Origin of the sequence: Leucobacter sp. NPDC077196, assembly GCF_040687075.1 — a bacterium.
Classification (GTDB): Bacteria; Actinomycetota; Actinomycetes; order Actinomycetales; family Microbacteriaceae; genus Leucobacter.
In genome coordinates, this window is sequence record NZ_JBFBML010000001.1 from 466,297 (window position 1) to 485,090 (window position 18,794).

Annotated in this window: 18 protein-coding genes; 8 read left to right on the top strand and 10 right to left on the bottom strand. The window is 66.5% G+C overall.

The genetic code is table 11. The features are described 5' to 3' along the window. Positions 1-14: 14 nt before the first annotated feature. From AB0O71_RS02235 to AB0O71_RS02245, 3 genes are read right to left on the bottom strand one after another with little or no spacing between them, the layout of a single operon-like run. Positions 15-680 (bottom strand): DUF6320 domain-containing protein, encoded by a 666-nt coding sequence (locus AB0O71_RS02235; RefSeq protein ID WP_363741384.1) that lies wholly within the window; start codon positions 678-680, stop codon positions 15-17. Continuing rightward, positions 677-2,104, bottom strand: coding sequence for an alcohol acetyltransferase (locus AB0O71_RS02240; protein ID WP_363741387.1), 1,428 nt, complete (start codon positions 2,102-2,104; stop codon positions 677-679). Before AB0O71_RS02240 ends, AB0O71_RS02235 begins: the two co-directional genes overlap by 4 nt. Further along, positions 2,101-3,345 carry an alpha/beta hydrolase gene (locus AB0O71_RS02245; protein WP_363741389.1) on the bottom strand — a complete coding sequence of 415 codons (1,245 nt, stop codon included), beginning with the start codon at positions 3,343-3,345 and terminating at the stop codon, positions 2,101-2,103. The genes AB0O71_RS02240 and AB0O71_RS02245 overlap by 4 nt, the downstream gene beginning before the upstream one ends. Before the next feature lie 75 nt (positions 3,346-3,420). Here AB0O71_RS02245 and AB0O71_RS02250 point away from each other — a divergent pair, with 75 nt between their 5' ends. The 3 genes from AB0O71_RS02250 (at position 3,421) to AB0O71_RS02260 (ending at position 7,384) form a co-directional block, all read left to right on the top strand. Further along, entirely contained in the window at positions 3,421-3,990 is a 570-nt protein-coding gene (locus tag AB0O71_RS02250; protein ID WP_363741391.1) for a LemA family protein, read from the top strand. A 12-nt stretch (positions 3,991-4,002) separates the two neighbouring features. Further along, positions 4,003-4,875: a M48 family metalloprotease gene (locus AB0O71_RS02255; protein WP_363741393.1), complete on the top strand. Its 873-nt coding sequence runs from the start codon at positions 4,003-4,005 to the stop codon at positions 4,873-4,875. 1,027 nt (positions 4,876-5,902) lie between these two features. After that, positions 5,903-7,384, top strand: a complete 1,482-nt coding sequence (locus AB0O71_RS02260) for an MFS transporter (RefSeq protein WP_363742121.1) — start codon at positions 5,903-5,905, stop codon at positions 7,382-7,384. 41 nt (positions 7,385-7,425) lie between these two features. Here AB0O71_RS02260 and AB0O71_RS02265 read toward each other — a convergent pair whose 3' ends face one another. Beyond that, positions 7,426-8,601, bottom strand: a complete 1,176-nt coding sequence (locus AB0O71_RS02265; RefSeq protein ID WP_363741395.1) for a glycerate kinase — start codon at positions 8,599-8,601, stop codon at positions 7,426-7,428. A gap of 163 nt (positions 8,602-8,764) precedes the next feature. On the opposite strand from AB0O71_RS02265, the gene AB0O71_RS02270 reads away from it, so the two are divergent. Continuing rightward, positions 8,765-10,276, top strand: a complete 1,512-nt coding sequence (locus AB0O71_RS02270) for an aspartate ammonia-lyase (RefSeq protein ID WP_363741397.1) — start codon at positions 8,765-8,767, stop codon at positions 10,274-10,276. 114 nt (positions 10,277-10,390) lie between these two features. On the opposite strand, the gene AB0O71_RS02275 is transcribed toward AB0O71_RS02270, so the two are convergent. Next, positions 10,391-11,257 (bottom strand): fumarylacetoacetate hydrolase family protein, encoded by an 867-nt coding sequence (locus AB0O71_RS02275; RefSeq protein ID WP_363741399.1) that lies wholly within the window; start codon positions 11,255-11,257, stop codon positions 10,391-10,393. A gap of 122 nt (positions 11,258-11,379) precedes the next feature. Here AB0O71_RS02275 and AB0O71_RS02280 point away from each other — a divergent pair, with 122 nt between their 5' ends. Then, entirely contained in the window at positions 11,380-11,751 is a 372-nt protein-coding gene (locus AB0O71_RS02280; protein ID WP_363741401.1) for an FKBP-type peptidyl-prolyl cis-trans isomerase, read from the top strand. Positions 11,752-11,919: 168 nt separating this feature from the next. After that, the gene (locus tag AB0O71_RS02285; protein ID WP_363741403.1) at positions 11,920-13,371 is read left to right on the top strand and encodes an NCS2 family permease; all 1,452 of its coding nucleotides are present in this window, start codon (positions 11,920-11,922) and stop codon (positions 13,369-13,371) included. Positions 13,372-13,408: 37 nt separating this feature from the next. On the opposite strand, the gene AB0O71_RS02290 is transcribed toward AB0O71_RS02285, so the two are convergent. The 4 genes from AB0O71_RS02290 to AB0O71_RS02305 are packed head-to-tail and all read right to left on the bottom strand — an operon-like array spanning position 13,409 to position 15,963. Then, positions 13,409-13,918: a MogA/MoaB family molybdenum cofactor biosynthesis protein gene (locus AB0O71_RS02290; protein ID WP_363741405.1), complete on the bottom strand. Its 510-nt coding sequence runs from the start codon at positions 13,916-13,918 to the stop codon at positions 13,409-13,411. After that, positions 13,915-14,421: a cyclic pyranopterin monophosphate synthase MoaC gene (gene moaC / locus AB0O71_RS02295; RefSeq protein WP_363741407.1), complete on the bottom strand. Its 507-nt coding sequence runs from the start codon at positions 14,419-14,421 to the stop codon at positions 13,915-13,917. The genes AB0O71_RS02290 and moaC overlap by 4 nt, the downstream gene beginning before the upstream one ends. Then, positions 14,414-15,712 (bottom strand): gephyrin-like molybdotransferase Glp, encoded by a 1,299-nt coding sequence (glp, locus tag AB0O71_RS02300; RefSeq protein WP_363741409.1) that lies wholly within the window; start codon positions 15,710-15,712, stop codon positions 14,414-14,416. Before glp ends, moaC begins: the two co-directional genes overlap by 8 nt. Positions 15,713-15,714: 2 nt before the next feature. Continuing rightward, on the bottom strand, positions 15,715-15,963 hold the full coding sequence (locus AB0O71_RS02305) for a MoaD/ThiS family protein (RefSeq protein WP_363741412.1): 249 nt from the start codon (positions 15,961-15,963) through the stop codon (positions 15,715-15,717). 52 nt (positions 15,964-16,015) lie between these two features. Between AB0O71_RS02305 and AB0O71_RS02310 the strand changes: the two genes are divergently transcribed. Continuing rightward, positions 16,016-17,287 (top strand): ThiF family adenylyltransferase, encoded by a 1,272-nt coding sequence (locus AB0O71_RS02310; RefSeq protein ID WP_363741415.1) that lies wholly within the window; start codon positions 16,016-16,018, stop codon positions 17,285-17,287. Then, the gene (locus AB0O71_RS02315) at positions 17,284-17,697 is read left to right on the top strand and encodes a molybdenum cofactor biosynthesis protein MoaE (protein WP_363741417.1); all 414 of its coding nucleotides are present in this window, start codon (positions 17,284-17,286) and stop codon (positions 17,695-17,697) included. Before AB0O71_RS02310 ends, AB0O71_RS02315 begins: the two co-directional genes overlap by 4 nt. A gap of 5 nt (positions 17,698-17,702) precedes the next feature. Here AB0O71_RS02315 and moaA read toward each other — a convergent pair whose 3' ends face one another. Further along, positions 17,703-18,788, bottom strand: coding sequence for a GTP 3',8-cyclase MoaA (gene moaA / locus AB0O71_RS02320; RefSeq protein ID WP_363741419.1), 1,086 nt, complete (start codon positions 18,786-18,788; stop codon positions 17,703-17,705). Positions 18,789-18,794 lie beyond the last annotated feature (6 nt).

Sequence of the window (18,794 nt, forward strand, 5' to 3'; positions counted from 1 at the left end):
CGTCCAAGCGACGCCTACAGATGAAACCGCTTCGCAAGCTCGAGGCGCATCTCGCGCCCGCGCAGGATCTGCTCGTCGAACAGCGCCACGAGGCTCACCGCCACGCACCCCCACGAGGCCCAGGGGTTGTTCACCCAGCCGAAGAGCAGGAATACGAACGGCGCAAGACCGAGCAGTACCGTGAGCCCGCTGTAGACGAGGTGCTCGGCAACGTCGATGCGCATGAGCTGCACGGTGATGAGCAGGGCGATGATCGCGGAAGCGCAGACGATTGGCACGGCGTACGTCAGCGACCAGCGCTGCCAACCCCCGAGATAGTCCCAGTACACGCACACGAGACCGATGAGGGTCACGAGGTAGACCGTTCCCTTTGCGACGTTTCTGCGCTTGCGCACGGCCATGAGTACGACGAGCCACATCGCGGTGACGCCGAGCCAGATCGAACGCCACACGCCGATGCCGTCGAGATCGCGGGCGAAGAACAGCTGGATGACGAATGAGGCGATGATCACCGCGAGCGAGGCGAAGAAAAGCGTCTTCAGAATGCGGCGCTTCGAGAAGGTGAGCGGAACGCTCGGCAACGGGTCGGGGGAGGCCTCGCCTGCGAGAGGCGCTGCGCAGAGCGGACACGCGGTCCAGGAGCCCTCGACGGCGACTGAGCACGCCGCGCACCGCCTCATCGGCTCGGCTCCTGCTCGGTCGCGAGCTCAGCCTCCGTGACCCGGGCCGCCGATACCGTCACGTCGACGCCCTGCTCGGTGAGCATGCGAGCGAACGCACGCACGTGGTCGGTCTCGATGAAGGGCGAGGTGAAGCTGATGGTGAGCTGCCCCGCGTGCGACATAGCACAGAATTGCGGCCGAACCGCGGAGACGTGGAACAGCATGCGCCCCACGCGCGATCCAGCCGGTTCGGGGAGCACGACCCGGCCGAGATTCGATACCGCGACGCTGAGCCCGCGATTGTTGCCCCAGTTGATCAGGCGAAGGATTGCGTCCTTCAGCACCCGAGGCAGGATCCGCAGAAGCGGGGTCCGCTCGAAGCGGATCAATCGGCGGAGCTTTCGTTCGAGCGCCTGCGGGGTGGCTTTCGGGCGAAACTGAGCTTCGAGCGCACGGCAGATCGATCCGAGATCGTCGCCGGCACCCTCAGCGTCGAACGCATGCTCGACGCGCACCGTCGCGAAGAAATTGCGCGCCGAGGTCGATGGGAAGAACTGGCGCAGATTGATCGGTATCGAAGCAGCGAGGGTATTCGCGCGGCCGAGGGGCCCGATTGATTGCCGCAGCGCGCAGAAGAAGAGCGCCATCAGGTACATCGTCAACGACGTCTGCTCGGCGCGCGCGAGCGTGAGCACTGATTGGGCTGGCATGGTGAGCTCCACGACGCGGGTGCGGTTGTCGGGAGTGCGGGTTCCGCGAATGCGGTGGACCCGTGGGCGCGGCGCTCGCAGCCACCGAGGAATCCGCACAGCGGCGGTGGCGGCAGTGCGCAGTGGCGCGGTACGCGGCGCTTCCGATTCCGCTTCGGCGGGAGCGAACGGTTCTCGCCCGCGATGGAAGTAGTGGGAGAAACTGTCGGCGATCAGCTCGTACGCCGGTTGCGGTTCGTCGTCCGGCGGCAACGAGGCTGGATCGGCCGGTCGCTGCGTCCCCTCCTCGCGCGTTGCGGCCGGAGCGCCGCCTGCCACCTGCAGGCGCAGATAAGCGTTGAGCAAATCGGTGAGAAACCAGAGCGCACCCGTGCCGTCGGAGAGGGCGTGGAAGATCTCGAGAATCACCCGGTGTCGTCGATATGCCACACGGAACAGGAGGTTTCGGCGATCCTCCCGATAGATCGGGGCGCACGTGGGAAGGTGTTCGGGCGTCACTCTGGGGCGCAGGTTGCTGGTCTGCAGGTAGTACCAGAACATGCCTCCGCGCAGCACCGCGTGGTACAGGCGGTACTGCTCGTACGTCGCATCGAGCGCCTGCTGCAGCAAGCGCGGCTCCACGTCGTGGTCGACCTCGGCGCTGAGGCGAAACACTTTGGGGTCCGCCTCGCTTCGCGCAGCGAGGAAGATGTTCGAGGCGTTGTCGAGCCGCACCCATGATGCCGGTGTCATGTCGAGCCCGTCGCCAAGCCCGTCGCCGCGCCCGGCACTCGTTCATCGAGAAAGACGTTGATGACCTCGTACGCCTCGCGCAGCGACCGGGAGAACCGGGGCAGTGCGATGAAGCCGTGCAGTGCGCCGTCGACGCGGTGCACCCGCACCCAGTTGCCAGCGTGTTCAAGCGCCCGCCCGTACGCTTCGCCTTCGTCGCACAATAGGTCGAGCTCCGCCGTGATGATCAACGTGTCGGGCTGACCTGACAGATCCTCCGCCACGAGCGGAGCGACGAGCGGCTGCGCCCGCTCAGACGCATCGGGAACGTAGAGGTCGAAATAATCTTGCACCTCGGTGTTGGTGAGCCGATAATCGTCGCCGTGATTGCGCACCGAGGGGAATTCTGAGGTGACCGGATCATGGTCCCAGTGCGTCACCGGATAGAGCATGATCTGCCGCTTCGCCCCGGCCACTCCGCGATCGCGCAGCGCGAGCGACACGGCGGCGGTCAGATTGCCTCCGGCTGAGTCGCCCACCAGAATCACTTCGTCCCTCGCCTGGGCGCCGACACGCGTCGGATCGGCGAGAAATAACTCCGCGACGCGCACGCAGTCGTCGAGGCCGGCCGGAAACGGGTGCTCAGGGGCAAGGCGATAGTCGACGGACGCGACGACGCAACCCGTGAGGTCGGCCATCGTGGCGCACGCGGGCGTATAGCTCTCGATGTCGCCCGTCACCCATCCTCCGCCGTGGAAGAAGAGCAGCACCTCGTCGCGTTGACGCTCGCGGGGGTGGAACACGCGCACCGGAATCGCGTGATCGCCGTCGGCCGACATGATCTCCACGTCGAGCGCGTGGTAGCGCGGGTGCGGCAGCACGGCGAGCTGGCGCTGCCTGCGGCGCACCTTCTCGTAGTCTTCGCGCATATTGAGCCGTGGTGCCGCGAAATAGCTCAGGACCTTCCGAACCACCCAGTTGAGTCGTGAGCGGTGTCGGTCGGCGAAGGTCATGTGGTCAGCGTATCGCCAGGGGCCGACATTGATGCTGATGCCGACAGTGTCGGAGCGATTAGGGTGGTGCCCGTGGTATTCGCCAAGTTCGTGCTCGTCGCGACGATCCTGATCGTGATCGCGCTGGCGATACTCATGCGCATTCGTGCTGCGCGGCTCCGACGCGAGCGCGACCGCCTCGCGCGACGAGTCGCTGCTCGGGCCGCGGCACCACGAGCCGGGATGGCCCCAGGGTCCCCTTCCCTGCATACGCCGCAACCTCGCGCGGCCGAGAAACCTCGCGATCCCAGCTGATTCGGTGCCGCCGCCGCTAGGATGCAAAGCATGTCTGGTGGATTGATTGCCACGCTCGTCGTGGTCGGTGTGCTCGTCCTGCTGATCGGCTACGTGTGGGTCACGTACAACTCTCTGGTGACGCTGCGCGTGCGAGTCGATGAGGCGTGGAGCGACATCACGGTGCAGCTCAAGCGCCGAGCAGACCTCATTCCCACGATCGTCGACACCGTGAAGGGGTATGCGGCGCACGAGAAGAGCGTCTTCGAAGACGTGACACGGGCACGCGCCGAGACGATCTCGGCAGAGGGGCCCGCCGAGGCGTCCGCCGCTGAGAACCACATGCAGCAGGCGTTGAAGAGCATCTTCGCTGTGGCGGAGGCGTATCCTCAGCTGCAGGCGAGCCAGAACTTCTTGCAGCTGCAGAGCGAGCTCGTCGACACTGAGAACAAGATCCAGGCATCGCGCCGCTTCTACAACGGTGGAGTGCGCGAGTACAACACGAAGATCCAGGTGTTCCCCAACACCCTATTCGCGCGCGGCATGGGATTCACGGAGCGCGACTTCTTCGAGGTCGAGGACATCGCGTCGATCTCGGAGCCGCCGCGCATCCAGTTCTAACCGGGGAGGGCCGTGTACCGGGCAATCCGTCGCAACAAGGTCAATAGTTTCTTCATCATTCTGCTGTTCCTCGGAATTGTCGGTGGACTCGGCTATCTCGCCGCGTACATCTACCGCTCGCCGGGCATCGTCATCGCCGTCATCGCGGGAGCGGCGATCTACGCCGTGATTCAGTACTTCATGGCGGGCCGACAGGCGATCTCCATGAGTGGCGCGCGCCGCATCACCCAGGCCGATCATCCGCGGCTATATCGCATCGTCGAGAATCTCGCGATCACGACGGGCACCCCGATGCCCGAGGTGTACATCGTCGACGATCCCGCGCCGAACGCCTTCGCGACCGGGCGGGATCCGCAGCACGCGATGGTCGCGGCCACGACCGGCCTGCTCGACCTGATGACGGATCCCGAACTCGAAGGCGTCATGGCGCACGAGCTCGGCCACGTGCGCAACTACGACATCCGCGTTTCGATGATCGTGTACGGGCTCGTTGTGGCCGTGGGCATGATCGCCGATGTGCTCGTGCGCATGGCCTTCTTCGGTCGCAGCAACAACAACGGCAACCCGGTCGTGCTTGTATTCGGCATCGTCGCAATGCTCATCGCGCCGCTCGTCGCGAGCGTCGTGCAGCTCGCCGTGTCTCGTCAGCGCGAATACCTCGCCGACGCTACGGGAGCGCTCACCACACGTCATCCCGAGGCACTCGCGAGCGCGCTCCACAAGCTTTCCACCTACGGCCAGCCGCTGCAGCGCCAGCAGTCGAGTATGGCGCATCTCTGGATTGCGGATCCGCTGAAGCCGGGAGTGGTGCAACGCCTGTTCGCGACCCACCCGCCCATTCCCGAGCGCATCCGCCGTCTGCTCGACATGGGCGGCAAGTTCTAACTGAGCGCCGCTGGGAGGCGTCCGGGGCGTCGGCGGCGGCACTTCTCCTGCCGTTGGTACGTAGGCACGCTGTGGGGACTAAGAAACAGGGGAACGACTCTGGGGGAGCAGGCAGCCGAAACGGCACTTGCGCTTGGAAACGTATTTGCGTACTGAGTACAGAAAGGGATACAGTGCGAATGGGGGGCCAACGTGAATAGGTGATTGAATGTCACAGACGACCTTCGGAAGCCATCTTGAAGGTTTCACGGATCAGGATCTCCGTAAGCTGATTCTGACTGGCACCGGCCCGATCGGGGATGCTCACCCTGAGCTTTGGGTTGAAATGAGCTTCGATGGAATAGCTTCGCAATAATTATGGTCGGAGCTGTAGTCCTCGCCGTCTATCCTGCGATGGGACGGCACCTCTCGGGCGGCAAGACGGTTAACCCTGGCCGGAACGCCACCTCGAGAATGCCGGAGAAGGTGGCGTAACTGTGACTCACCGCAATGCAGTACTTCTCAACGACGGTCAGCTGGTCGTGCAGCCCAGAGGTTTCGACGCATTGTGGTGCTTTCGTCGGCGGGTCATCTTGCCCACTAGCGCAGTAGCAGAAGTGCAAGTAGTGTCAAAAACCGCTGTCAAGCGCGGGATCAGAGTTCTGGGCATCGACCTGGGCTACAAGATCTGCGGCACCTTTCGCAGCAACGGCTCGATGAACTTTTGGAACTTCCGGAAGCCAGGACACCTCCTGGTGATACGGCTGAAGTCTGGGTTCGAGTACGCACATCTCTACCTTTCGGTCAAGTACCCCGAATCCATCGCCGGGTTCATTCGGGAGCACATGACCGGTGAAGTTGGACGCACGATGCAATTGTCCTCCTGGGCGAGTTCGTCTTCCCGCTCGATAACCGGGTGGATGAGTTGCAAAGGCACAGATTTTCACTCTCACGCTGCGGCCTAAGACACTCCGCCTGGGGCGCGAGTGTCTGTGGCGAGGCGTAAGGTGAGAGGGAAGCCGAGGAGGTCGCCCACACCGTGTCCACTATGTTCCGCTCGCTCTCCGTTCGTGATTACCGCATCTGGTTCTTCGGAGCGCTGGTGTCGAACATCGGAGCGTGGATGCAGGCGACGACGCAGAGCTGGGTGGTGCTCACCGAGCTGACCGACACCAATGCCGCCGCGGTGGGAACGACCATGGCGCTGCAGTTCGGTCCGCAGCTGCTGCTCGTGCCGTTCAGCGGAGCAGTGGCGGATCGCTTCGACCGGAGACAGGTCCTCCTGGTCACGCAGTCGCTGCTCATGCTCCTCGCCGCGGGGCTCGGCGTGCTGCTCATCACGGGCCAGGCGGAACTGTGGCATCTGTACGGTTTCGCGCTGGCGCTCGGGGTGGTCAACGCCTTCGACACCACGGCGCGCCAGGCGTTCGTCTCCGACCTCGTGGGCCTCGGGCAGACGTCGAACGCCGTCGCGCTGAACTCCGCGTCGTTCAATTCGGCGCGACTCATCGGGCCGGCTGTCGCGGGGCTGCTCATCGCGGCGATCGGTTCGGGCTGGGTCTTCATCATCAACGCGGTTTCGTTTCTGGCGGTGCTCGGCGCGCTGCTGATGATCCGCGCCCGCCGGGTCGCACCGCCGGAGACGACTCGGGAATCGCAGTGGAAGCAGCTCTCCGCAGGCTTCCGTTACGTGCGCGGTCGACACGATCTCCTCGTCATCTTCGTCATGGTGTTTCTCGTCGGAGCCTTCAGCATGAACTTCCCCGTGATCTCGTCGACGATGTCGCTCGAATTCGGACGCGGAGCGAGTGACTACGGTCTGCTGTCGTCGGTGCTCGCCATCGGATCCCTCGCCGGAGCGCTGCTCTCGGCTCGACGACCCTCCGCGCGCATGCGCATCGTGATCCTCGCCGTCGGCGGGATCGGCATCATGAGTCTCGTGGCTGCACTCATGCCGACGTTCTGGAGCTTCGCGGTCACGCTCGTCTTCTTCGGATTCGCGATCTCCACGATGCTCACGACGGCGAACGGCTTCGTGCAGACGACTGCCGAACCGGCGGTCAGAGGGCGGGTGCTCGCGCTGTACATGGCGATCCTGATGGGCGGCACGCCGATCGGTGCACCGCTCGTGGGAGCGGCTGCCGACGTGCTCGGCCCGCGTTCGACCCTCTTCATCAGTGCCGCAGCCGGCCTCCTCGCCTTTGCAGTCGGCCTCGCCTGGTTGTTCTCAGAACGCCGGCTCCGCTTCCACCGAGACGGACTCCAGCTCAGGGTGACGCATCGGGGCCGGCCGGGATTGGACGACGACCCTCGGGCGCAAGTCGAAACGCTCACCGCACCCATTTCGGTGCTCCGCCGCAGCTCGGCGCCGGTGATCGGCGCAGGCGAATCAGCGCCCCAGGAGGGATCGAGCACCTCCGCGACCGGAGCGATCTCGATCGATGATCTGACCGAGACGTCGAGCGACTGGACCGATGACAAGGGTCGCGATGACGGCGCACCTGATGAGGATGCGCCGCAGGCGAGATGACGAATCGATGCGCGCTGGCGCGCGGCGCGGCCGTCGGGAAATCAGCGGTGCGCCGATCCGGCAGCCAGATCGACGTCCGCGCGAAGCTCCGCACCGATCTCCGCACCGATCGCCGTCAAATACTTGCGCGTTTCTCGAAGACTCGACGCGCGGTCGGGTGCGCGCTCGAGCGCTGAGTAGCAGGCGATGAATCCCGCCGCGCGCCACTGCTCCTCGGTGAGCGTGGATCGCCCGCACACCGCGACCGTGGGAATGTCGAGAGACGCTGCAGCGTGCAGCACGCCGATGGGAGTCTTGCCGCCGAGACTCTGCGCGTCGAAGGAGCCCTCGCCGGTGACGACGAGGTCGGCCCCGGCCAAATGCGCTCGTAGACGGGTGAACTCGCAGACGACGTCGACGCCGGGTCGCTGCAGCGCTCGCAGAACGGCGAGCGCCGCGAAGCCGACGCCACCGGCTGCGCCTGCGCCTGCGTGCTGGGCGAAATCTGGAAGGGTCTCGTGCGGCGCGCGGCGTTCGAGCTCGGCGACGAGCATGCGGGCGAAACGCGTCAGTCCGAGTTCGAGCTGCGCGATGTCGGCCACGCTCGCGCCCTTCTGCGGTGCGAACGTGCTTGCGGCGCCCTGCGGGCCGAGCAGGACGTGGTTCACATCGCTCGCGAGAATGAACTGCGCGTCGAGTACCCGCGAGTCGAGGCCCTCGAGATCTATCCGCTCGAGGCGGCGCAGCCCCCCGCCGCCGTCAGGCAGCGTGTCTCCGTTCGCGTCGAGCAACCGCGCGCCGAGCGCTGAGAGCATTCCGGCACCACCGTCGGTCGACGCGCTGCCGCCGATCGCAAGCATGATCGAGGTTGCACCGTGCTCCAGAGCGGCGCCGATCAGCTCACCGGTACCCCGGGATGTTGCGCTGAGCGCGTCGCGATGGGCGCGGGGGACGAGGGCGAGGCCGGAGGCGCGGGCGAGCTCGATGAGCGCCGTCGACCCCTGTTGGGCGAACGCAGCTTCGAGAGTGACGCCGAGCGGGCCCGTCACCGAGACCGGCGTGAGGGTGAACCCGGCCGCGACGGCCGCCTCGAGCGTGCCCTCCCCGCCGTCCGCCATCGGCACCACACTGATGTCGGCATCGGGTTCCACCGAGCGAAGGCCAGCGGCCACGGCGTCGCCCACGCCTCTGGCATCGAGCGCGTCCTTGAACTTGTCGGGAGCCACGACGATTCGCATACGCTCACGCTACCGGTTCGCACGCGCGGGCAGGAGAGCGCGCGGCAATCGAGGATTGTTCGGCGGTCACGCGATCCTGCGTCCCCGTGCACGTTTGAGCGGTAGGCTGAGACCGTCCTGGCGGCAGGCCCGCCTTTCCACGAGTACGGAGCCATGATTCCCGGTGAGCGACTTCTTGTCAGCACAGACACGCACTGAAACGGACTCTCTCGGCAGTGTCGAGATTCCCGCGTCTGCCTACTGGGGGGTGCATACGGCACGGGCCCACGAGAACTTTCCGATCGCGCGCCGCCCGGTGTCGGTCTACCCCGACTTCATCCGCGCATTCGCTTGCGTGAAGCAAGCCGCAGCGCGCGCCAACCTCGAGATCGGAGCGCTGGACGAGCAGCGCGTCACGCTGATCGACCGGGCGTGCGAAGAGATCAAGACGGGGATGCTGCACGACCAGTTCGTAGTCGGTGTCATCCAGGGCGGTGCGGGCACCTCGACCAACATGAACGCGAATGAGGTGATCACGAACCGCGCGCTCGAGCTCGCGGGGCACGCCAAGGGCGACTACTCGTTCATCAACCCGAACGACCACACGAACCACAGCCAGTCGACGAACGACACCTACCCGACGGCGATCAAGATCGCGCTCGCGTTCTCGCTGGGAAGCCTGCTCGATGAGCTCGCCCTGCTCGCCGAATCGTTCGCCGCGAAGGGTCGCGAGTTCTCGCACATCATCAAGGTCGGCCGCACGCAGTTGCAAGACGCAGTGCCGATGACGCTCGGCCAGGAGTTCAACGCCTTCGCCGTGACGCTGCGCGAGGACATCGATCGGTTGCGCGAGGCAGTGGCGCTGCTGCGAGAGGTCAACATGGGCGCGACCGCGATCGGCACGGGCATCAATGCGCCGAAGGGGTACAAGGAGGCGGTGATCAAGCACCTCCGCGACATCACCGAGCTCGAGCTGGAGACGGCGGGCGACCTCGTGGAGTCCACGAGCGACACGGGCGTGTTCGTGACGTTCTCCGGAGCGCTCAAGCGCAGCGCCCTGAAGCTCTCGAAGATCTCGAACGACCTCCGACTGCTCTCCTCCGGACCCCAGGCCGGTTTCGGTGAGATCAACCTTCCCGCCCGCCAGGCCGGATCGTCCATCATGCCCGGCAAGGTGAACCCTGTCATCCCCGAAGCCGTCACGCAGGTCGCCTATTCCGTCGCCGGCGCCGACGTCACGGTGTCGATGGCGGTGGAAGCCGGCCAGCTGCAGCTGAACGCGTTCGAGCCGGTCATCGCGCACTCGCTGTTCCAGTCGATCACCTGGCTCGAGCGGGCCTGCCAGACGCTGCGGGTCAATTGCGTCGAAGGCATCACTGCGAACGAGGAGCGACTCGAAGACATGGTGTCGCGCTCGGTGACCGTCATCACGGCGCTCGCCCCGGTGATCGGGTACGCCGCCGCAGCGAAGTTGGCGAAGGAGGCGCTCGCGACCAACGAGAAGGTGTCTGAACTCGTCACGTCACGCGGCCTGCTCGATCAGGCGCAGCTGGATGACATTCTGCAGCCGTCGAAGCTCGCGGGGTTGGCTCCTGAGACCGACGTCATCGACGTGATCTCGAGCGCGGCGATTCCTGCTCCCGAGAAGCTCGAAGACGGTGAAGGCACGCAGATCACTGACAAGCCCGCGGAGTAAGCGGAGAGCGCGAAACGGCCGGTGGGATTCGAAGATCCCATCGGCCGTTTCGCGTCTGCGCCGCGTGCTGGGGTGCTGGCGCTCCCCGGGCTCGAGCGCTGGTGTGCGGTGCGGTTACGCTTCGACGCAGTGCGAGGAGAGAGCGCCGATGCCCTCGATCGTCACGGTCACGTCGGTGCCGGGGCGAAGGTAGAGCGGCGGCTTGCGTGAGCGCCCAGCGCCGCCGGGGGAGCCGGTCGAGATGACGGTTCCCGGCAAGAGCGTCGACTCCTGCGAGATCGAGGAGATGAGCTGGGCGACCGTGCGGATCATGAACCCGGTCGTCGAATCCTGCACGCGCAGTCCGTCCACATCGGTGGTCAGGTGCAGCGCTTGCGGGTCGGGAATCTGATCGGACGTCACCACCACCGGGCCGATGGGGGTGAACCCGTCGAACGACTTGCAGCGCGACCACTGCGGCTCCTGGAACTGGATGTCGCGCGCGGTCACGTCGTTGATCGCCGTGTACCCGAAGACGTACTCGAGCGCATCCTCGGGCGAGACGTTCTTCGCCGACTTGCCGATGATCACGCCGAGTTCGCCTTCGTAGTCGACCTCTTCGCTGACGCTGCTCGAGAGGGGAATCTCGCCGTTGTGCGCGCCGAGTGAGTTCGGGAACAGCGAAAAGAGCACCGGGCCGGAGTCGTTGTCGAGGCTGAGCTCGCTGGCGTGCTCGTCGTAGTTCAGCCCGACCGCCAGCACGATCGGCGCACCGATCACCGCGGGGGCGAAGGAGGCCTCCACGACCGGCGACCAAGCGTCGTCTGCAGCCGTCTCGACAGCGCCGCGCACGTGCGCGAAGGCGTCGTCTCCGGCCTCGATCAGTTGTTGCAGTGTCGCATGCGGATGGCCGAGCGCGCGAAGAGCGATGTAGCGGTCGTCGTCAATGACGACGAGCTCTGGAGTGGCGGCCGGAGCAAGGATCAAGTGTGCGAATCTCACAGTGAAAGGTTACCGGAAGCGGTGGCTCGTTGTTCGCGCCATGCATACTCGGCAGCGCCGGGCAGTTTCCCTGTGGGCGAACTCGGAGGCGGCGTGCCTGGATTATCGGCGAGAATGAGGTCATGAGTGAAACCCCGCAGACGAAGCCTGAGATCGAGTTTCCCGAGGGCCCCGCGCCCGCTGAACTGCAGATCGTCGACATCGTGGAAGGCACCGGCGAGGAGGCCTTCGCCAGCTCGACCGTCGATGTGCACTACCTCGGCGTCGAGTACGACTCGGGCGAGGAGTTCGACTCGTCGTGGGGTCGTGGCGAGTCCATCAACTTCCCGCTGCGCGCGCTCATCCAGGGCTGGCAGGTCGGCATTCCCGGCATGAAGGTCGGCGGCCGCCGCAAGCTTATCGTTCCTGCCGCGCAGGCCTACGGCACCGCGGGTGGGCACCCGCTGTCGGGCAAGACGCTGATCTTCGTGATCGATCTGCTCGGCGTCAGCTGATCCACCCGCTGCCAGCTCGATAGCTGGCGCCTGTTCTCTTCTCAGCCGAGGGACGCTCGTTCGCGCGAGCGGCCCTCGGCTGTCTTCGTTCGAGCACCGCGCCGCCATTCGGCGGTGGTAGCGTTTCTGTGTTCAGCGAACATCCAGTGTGACGGAGAGGAGCTGCCCGTGACGGAGGCGCAGCAGGTGACGAACGAGCGGAAGCCCACCGGTGCATGGGGAGGTGTCGACCGCTACTTCAAGATCACCGAGCGCGGATCCTCGTTCGGCACTGAGATACGCGGTGGCCTCGTCACCTTCGTGACAATGGCGTACATCGTCATCTTGAACCCGATCATTCTGACGAGCGGCGTCGATGTCGAGGGCAATACGCTTTCGTTCCCGGCGGTCAGCGCAGTCACCGCGCTCACCGCCGGAGTCATGACGATCCTCTTCGGCATCGTGTCACGTCTGCCCTTCGGCTTCGCAGCGGGCCTGGGTATCAACGCATTTCTGGCGTTCTCCGTCGTCGGTCAGGTCACGTGGCCCGAAGCCATGGCGCTCGTCGTCATCAACGGCGTGCTCATCGTGCTGCTCGCCGCGACCGGTCTTCGCCGCATGATCTTCGACGCCGTACCGGTTGAACTGAAGCTCGCCATCACCGTCGGCATCGGCCTGTTCATCGCGTTCATCGGCTTCGTCAACTCCGGGTTCGTCACGGCGACGGGAAGCGCCTCTCCTCCCGTCGGGCTCGGCATCGGTGGCTCGGTCGTCACCGTCCCGACGCTGATCTTCGTGGTCACGCTGATCCTGACCGGAGTGCTGGTCGCGGCGAAGGTCAAGGGTGGCCTGCTGGTCGGCCTCGTCTCCGGCACCGTCATCGCGGTCGTCGTGGAAGCCATCTGGAACCTCGGCGCCGCGACTGAGAACCCGGGCGGCTGGGGGCTCACAGTGCCAGCGCTCGACGGAGCGCCGTTCGGCATCCCGGATCTCGGGCTCGTCGGAGCGGTCAGCTTCGATCTCGGGCGGGTGGGCGTCGTCACCATCGTGATGCTCGTCTTCACGCTGCTCTTCACGAACTTCTTCGATGCCATGGGCACGATGACCGGTCTCTCGCGTGAAGCGGGGCTCGCCGATGCGCAGGGCAACTTCCCGCGGTTGAAGTCCGCGCTCGTCGTCGAGGGCGTCGGCGCCATCGCCGGCGGTCTCACATCGTCATCGTCGAACACCGTCTTCATCGAGTCGGGGGCCGGCATCGGCGAAGGGGCGCGCACCGGGTTCGCGAACATCGTCACGGGCCTCATGTTCCTGCTCGCGATGTTCTTCACGCCCCTGACTCAGATCGTGCCGACCGAGGTGGCCGCAGCAGCGCTGGTGATCGTGGGCGCGCTGATGATGGCGCAGATCAAGCACATCGACCTGAGCGACTTCCGGGTGCTGCTTCCGGTGTTCTTGACGGTGGCGGTCATGCCGATGACCTACTCCATTGCGAACGGTATCGGCGCGGGCTTCGTGGCCTGGGTGCTGGTACACGCGTTCTCGGGTCGCGCGAAGCAGGTGCACTGGCTGCTCTGGGTCGTCGCTGCCGGGTTCGTGCTGTTCTTCGCGCGCGGTCCGATCGAGGCCGCGCTCGGCGTCTAGGGTGCAGACGGCCGCGTCATCGGTCTCGCCACTGCATTCAGCGACGCCCTGCGTGCCCGTCGTTTGACCGTTTGGCGCCGGTGCGCTGCGCGAGCAGGTGGTCGAGGATCGGCTCGAGCACGGCAAGTCCATCCCGCACTCCGCCGGCCGAGCCGGGCAGCGTGACGACGAATGTCGGCCCGGCGAACCCGGCAACTCCACGGGTGAGCACGGCAGCGGGCAGATGCTCGGCTCCGCGACGACGCAGCTCCTCGATGATGCCGGGCAACTGCAGTTCGAGCAGCGGGGCAACGGCCTCGGGGGTGCGGTCGCTCGGGGAGACGCCGGTTCCGCCGGTGGTGACGATCACTGCGGGGGCGTCGTCCAGTGCAGAGCGCACTGCGTGCTCCACGTCGATCCCGTCAGAGACGACCGTGGGCCCGGCAACGGAGAACCCGCGCTCTTGCAGCCAGGCGGCGATCGCTGGCCCAGTCGTGTCCGCTGCCGTTCCCGCGGCCGCGCTCGTCGAGGCGACGATCACATGGGCGCTGCGCAGGGCGCCAGTCATGCGATCTCCCAGTCCCCGCTCTTACCGCCTGCCTTCGCGAGCACCCGGGTACTCGAAATGACGGCGTGGTGGTCGACCGCCTTGATCATGTCGTACAGCGTGAGGGCGGCGACACTCACCGCCGTCAGCGCCTCCATCTCCACTCCCGTGACACCACGCGTGGTCACGGTGGCGGTGATGCGGATACGTGCTGCTTGGCACTCGAAATCGATGGCGACCTTCGAGAGCGGCAGCGGATGGCAGAGCGGGATGAGATCGGGCGTGCGTTTCGCGCCCATGATGCCGGCGATGCGCGCTGTGCCCAGTGCTTCGCCCTTCGGAAGGTCGCCGGTCGCGAGCCGCTCGACCACATCGGGGCGAGTCTCGAGAAATGCCTCGGCCGTGGCCGTGCGCTTCGTCACCGCCTTGTCGCTGACGTCGACCATATGCGCGCTACCGTCAGCGCGAAGATGAGTCAATTCACCTGATTCCGCGGAAGCTGCGGGGAACGTGGACTCAGACATCGAACCTCTGGATCTCGATCGGGGAGCCAGCCGCGAGGTAGGCGACTCCAACGGGAATGTGGGCGAGGAGCTCGGCGGTGGCGAGATCGGAGAGCAAGTGGGAGCTCGGCGGCGAGAGCTCGACGCTGCCATCGTCGAGAAAGCGCCCCCGGCGCACCTGGTGCTTGTGCTCCGGCGAGTCGGTCTCGTGGGCGAGCCGAGCGGTCGAACGCTGGCCGTGCTCGGGGATCCCGGCATGGGCTCGCAGCAGGGGGAGCAGGAAGAGCTCGGCCGACAATGCCGAGCTCACCGGGTTCCCGGGAAAGCACAGAGTCGCGAGCCGCCTGCCGTTGACCGCGACGAAGCCCGCACCCTGCGGGCCTCCGGGCTGCAGCGCGATCGCGGTGAACGCGATGCTGCTCGGATCGTTCTCGGTGTGCGGATCGCCGCCGAATGCATCGCGCACGACTTCGAAGGCGCCGGCGCTGATGCCGCCCGATGTCACCAGCAGATCGTGCTCGCCCGCAGCGGCAATGCAGGCGAGCAGCGCCCCGGGCTGGTCGGCGACCCGGTGCACCGTCACTTCGGCGCCGGCGGCGCGCAGTGCCGCCGCGAGCAGAGGAGCGTTCGCGTCGTAGATGCGCCCGGGAGCGAGCCGGCCGCCCGGAGCGGTGATCTCATCGCCGGTCGAGAGGAGCAGCACGCGCGGGCGCGGGAGCACCGGTACCATTGCGACTCCCGCGCTGGCGAGGAGGCCGATCGAACTGGGGCGCAGTCTGCTGCCGCGCAGCACCAGGGGCGCGTCGCCCGCGTGGTCTGAGCCCTGCTCGCGCACGAAGGCGCCCGGTTGCGGTGCGTGGGAGAAGGTGACGGTCTCGGCGTCATACGCAGGAGCAGCGCCGGGGGTCGCAGCCGCTCCCATTCGCTGGAGCAGGCCGAAGCGCGGGGGATCCGCCTGCTCGATCGGGATGACGGCGTCGGCTTCGAAGGGTATTGCAGCGCCGGTCATCACCGGGCAGGCCGAGCCCGGCGAGCACGAGAACGGGGCCACACCTGCTGCTGCAGTGGGGCCCACGACGAAAGTGAACGGCCCGTCGCCCGAGAAATCTGCAGTGCGAACCGCGTAGCCGTCCATCTGGGAATTATCGAAGGGCGGCAAGGGAATCGCTGCGAGAATATCGTGCGCCACGACACGGCCGTCGAGCCCGGCATCGTCGATTGCGAGCATCTCGGGATCCCGGTCGGCGAGCTGCAGCAGCAGCGGCGTGACCAGCTCGGCGACGATCGCTGCGTGCTCGGTGTGGCTGCGCATCATCACCCCCCGGCGAAGGCCGGGAGCACGTCTACGACCGATCCCGCGATCTCGCCATCGTCGCAACGCACGGTGCCGTCGATGAGAAAGGAACCGGACTGGATCACGCGGCGCATGTCGTCACCGTATCGTTCGATCAGCTCGACGCGGAGTGCTGCGAGCGAAGCATCGTTCGCAGGCTCCCACGACTCTTCTTCACGACCTGCGGCGTCCGCCGCGGCAGCGAAGTATCTGAGAGTGATCGGAGGCATACCGCCATGCTAGCGAACCCGCCGGGGAGCGGCGGCTCGTAGAATGGGCCGCATGCCTGCGATCGGTGATTCTCGTGCGACGACGCACTCGGCGCACCTGACGCCCGAAGGCGCACCGCGGCCAGAGGCGCTCGTCGAGCCGCGAGCTGCGCTGAGCGCCGCAGCCGCGACGCGGGCTCAACGCCAGATCGTGCTTCCGGGGTTCGGCGATGAGGCGCAGCGGCGGCTCGCGAACGCGAGTGTGCTGGTGATCGGAGCCGGGGGACTGGGGTGCGCGAGTGTGCCGTTTCTCGCCGGGGCCGGTGTCGGGCGCATCGGGCTCCTCGACGATGACCTCGTCGAGCTGTCGAATCTGCATCGGCAGACCACGCATCGGACGTCAGACGTGGGGCGTGCAAAGGTCGATGCGCTCGCAGAGACGGTACTCGCTCTGGATCCCGAGATCAGGGTCGATCGGCACCGAGTCCGGCTGAGTGCGGAGAATGCACTCGCCCTCTTCGCCGAGTACGACCTCGTGCTCGACGGGAGCGACAACTTTCCCACGCGGTACCTCACCAACGACGCTGCGGATCTCACCGGCACTCCGCTGGTGTGGGGAGCGATCCTGCAGTACTCGGGCCAGGTCGGAGTGGCCTGGCACGCGCACGGACCTGGATACCGTGACATCTTTCCGATCCCTCCGGCGCCGGAGAACGTGCTGAACTGCGCGGCGGGCGGCGTGCTGCCCGGACTCTGCGGCACGGTGGGCACGCTCATGGCCACCGAAGCGCTCAAGCTCATCACCGGTATCGGCGAACCCCTGCTCGGGCGGGTGCTGCTCTACGACGCGCTCGCCGCGCGCACTCGGGAACTCCGAGTGCAGCGCGATCCGACCGCGCCCCGGGTCACGGGGCTGGTGGACTACGAGATGCTCTGCGGTGCGCACCCAGTGACGGCGCAGCCGACCACGCACGGTGCCAGCGCTGAAGCGTTCGCCGAGGCACTCCGCGACGGCCGATCCATGTGCGTGATCGATGTGCGCTCGGCGGAGGAGTTCGCCGAACGCCGCGTGCGCGCATCGTCGCAATTGTCGGTGGATCGTATCGAGGCCGGAGAAATCGGACAGCTCAGAGCCGCCGATGCCGACGCCCCGATCTGGCTCTACTGCGAGCGCGACCCGCGGTCGATGCGCGCTGCGGATGCACTCGTCGCGCAAGGGGTCGCAGATGTGCGGTACGTGGTCGGCGGGATCGCTCAGCTCGTGCGAATCGCGCCCGACCTGATTGTCAGAGGAGTAGATGAGGCGGGCGCGACAGACGCGCGCGACCGGAAGGATGGCGCATGACCGACGTATTCGCTCGCATCACCGACGACCCGATCGACGAGAGCGCGATCCGGGCCGCCGTCGATTCCCCGGAGTGCGGTGCGCTCGTGCTCTTCCACGGCGTCGTGCGCGATCACGACGGCGGCCGAGATGTCGCGGCGCTCGACTACCGGGCGCACCCCGATGCCGAGCGCTTCATCTCTGCATGCGTCGCGGCCGAGCAGCAGCGGTCGGGTCTTCGGCTCGCAGCCGTGCACCGCATCGGTGAACTCCGCATCGGCGACGCCGCGCTCATCGCAGCGGCAGCGGCGCCCCACCGCGCTGAAGCTTTCAAGGCGATCGAGCGCCTCGTCGAGCGGATCAAGCACGAGGTGCCGATCTGGAAGCGCCAGCACTTCGCCGACGGGGTCAGTGAATGGGTGGGGCTCTGACGCGGTCAGCCTCCGATGTACGACATCTCGATCCGCTCGCGATCCGGAGCGGCTTCGCCGAGTTGCGCGCGCTGCTCCGAGTAATTGTCGTCGCGCCGGGCCCAGACTCCCGCGAGAGCGTTTCGCAGGTGCCCGTCGTCGGCCCCTGAGCGCAGCAACTCGCGTAGATCGAACCCGCTCGATGCGAAGAGGCAGGTGTAGAGCTTGCCGTCGGCAGACACCCGCGCTCGGGTGCAGGTGCCGCAGAACGCTCCGGTGACGCTTGAGATCACGCCGATCTCACCCGATCCGTCGGCGTAGCGCCAGCGCTTCGCGGTTTCGCCCGGCCGAGATTCGGCAACCGGGGCGAGGGGGTGCACGGCATGGATGCGCTCGACGATCTCTGCTGACGGCACCACGTCGTCGAGTACCCAGCCATTGCTCGCGCCGACGTCCATGTACTCGATGAAGCGCAAGATCTGACCCCGCGCTCGGAAGTGCTCGGCGAGGGGCACGATCTCGTCGTCGTTCACGCCGCGCTTGATGACGGCATTGACCTTCACCGGCCCGAGGCCGGCGGCGTTGGCCGCTTCGATACCGTCGAAGACGCGGGCGAGCGGAAAGCGCACGTCGTTGATCGCTTGGAAGCGGGACTCGTCAAGCGAGTCGACCGAGACGGTCACGCGGTCGAGCCCGGCTTCGCGCAGAGCGGCGGCTTTGACGCGCAGTGCCGAGCCGTTCGTGGTGAGTGCCAGATCGGGCTTGCGCCCGTCGGGTGTGCGCAGCGCCGCGAGCCGCGCGATGAGCTCTTCGATGCCCCGGCGCAGCAGCGGCTCCCCGCCGGTGAGGCGCAGCTTGTCGACTCCGAGCTCCACGGCCGTGCCGGCGATGCGCACGATCTCGTCGAAACTCAACAGCTCGTCGCGCTCCATGAACTGGTAGTCGCTGCCGAAGAGCTCCTTCGGCATGCAGTACACGCAGCGGAAGTTGCAGCGATCGGTGATGGAGATGCGCAGATCCCGCAGCGCGCGCCCCCGAGCGTCGGGGAGACCGACGGAGGGCAATCGCTGCGCGCGCCCGGTGGCCCGCGAAACGGGCCTCAGTTTCAGCATCGCGGC

Bases quoted from the DNA above. Each gene is read 5' to 3' on its own strand.
- AB0O71_RS02235 (WP_363741384.1), bottom strand. From the start codon at position 680: ATGAGGCGGTGCGCGGCGTGCTCAGTCGCCGTCGAGGGCTCCTGGACC.
- AB0O71_RS02240 (WP_363741387.1), bottom strand. From the start codon at position 2,104: ATGACACCGGCATCATGGGTGCGGCTCGACAACGCCTCGAACATCTTC.
- AB0O71_RS02245 (WP_363741389.1), bottom strand. From the start codon at position 3,345: ATGCAGGGAAGGGGACCCTGGGGCCATCCCGGCTCGTGGTGCCGCGGC.
- AB0O71_RS02250 (WP_363741391.1), top strand. From the start codon at position 3,421: ATGTCTGGTGGATTGATTGCCACGCTCGTCGTGGTCGGTGTGCTCGTC.
- AB0O71_RS02260 (WP_363742121.1), top strand. From the start codon at position 5,903: ATGTTCCGCTCGCTCTCCGTTCGTGATTACCGCATCTGGTTCTTCGGA.
- AB0O71_RS02265 (WP_363741395.1), bottom strand. From the start codon at position 8,601: ATGCGAATCGTCGTGGCTCCCGACAAGTTCAAGGACGCGCTCGATGCC.
- AB0O71_RS02280 (WP_363741401.1), top strand. From the start codon at position 11,380: ATGAGTGAAACCCCGCAGACGAAGCCTGAGATCGAGTTTCCCGAGGGC.
- AB0O71_RS02290 (WP_363741405.1), bottom strand. From the start codon at position 13,918: ATGACTGGCGCCCTGCGCAGCGCCCATGTGATCGTCGCCTCGACGAGC.
- moaC (WP_363741407.1), bottom strand. From the start codon at position 14,421: ATGTCTGAGTCCACGTTCCCCGCAGCTTCCGCGGAATCAGGTGAATTG.
- glp (WP_363741409.1), bottom strand. From the start codon at position 15,712: ATGCGCAGCCACACCGAGCACGCAGCGATCGTCGCCGAGCTGGTCACG.
- AB0O71_RS02305 (WP_363741412.1), bottom strand. From the start codon at position 15,963: ATGCCTCCGATCACTCTCAGATACTTCGCTGCCGCGGCGGACGCCGCA.
- AB0O71_RS02310 (WP_363741415.1), top strand. From the start codon at position 16,016: ATGCCTGCGATCGGTGATTCTCGTGCGACGACGCACTCGGCGCACCTG.
- AB0O71_RS02315 (WP_363741417.1), top strand. From the start codon at position 17,284: ATGACCGACGTATTCGCTCGCATCACCGACGACCCGATCGACGAGAGC.
- moaA (WP_363741419.1), bottom strand. From the start codon at position 18,788: ATGCTGAAACTGAGGCCCGTTTCGCGGGCCACCGGGCGCGCGCAGCGA.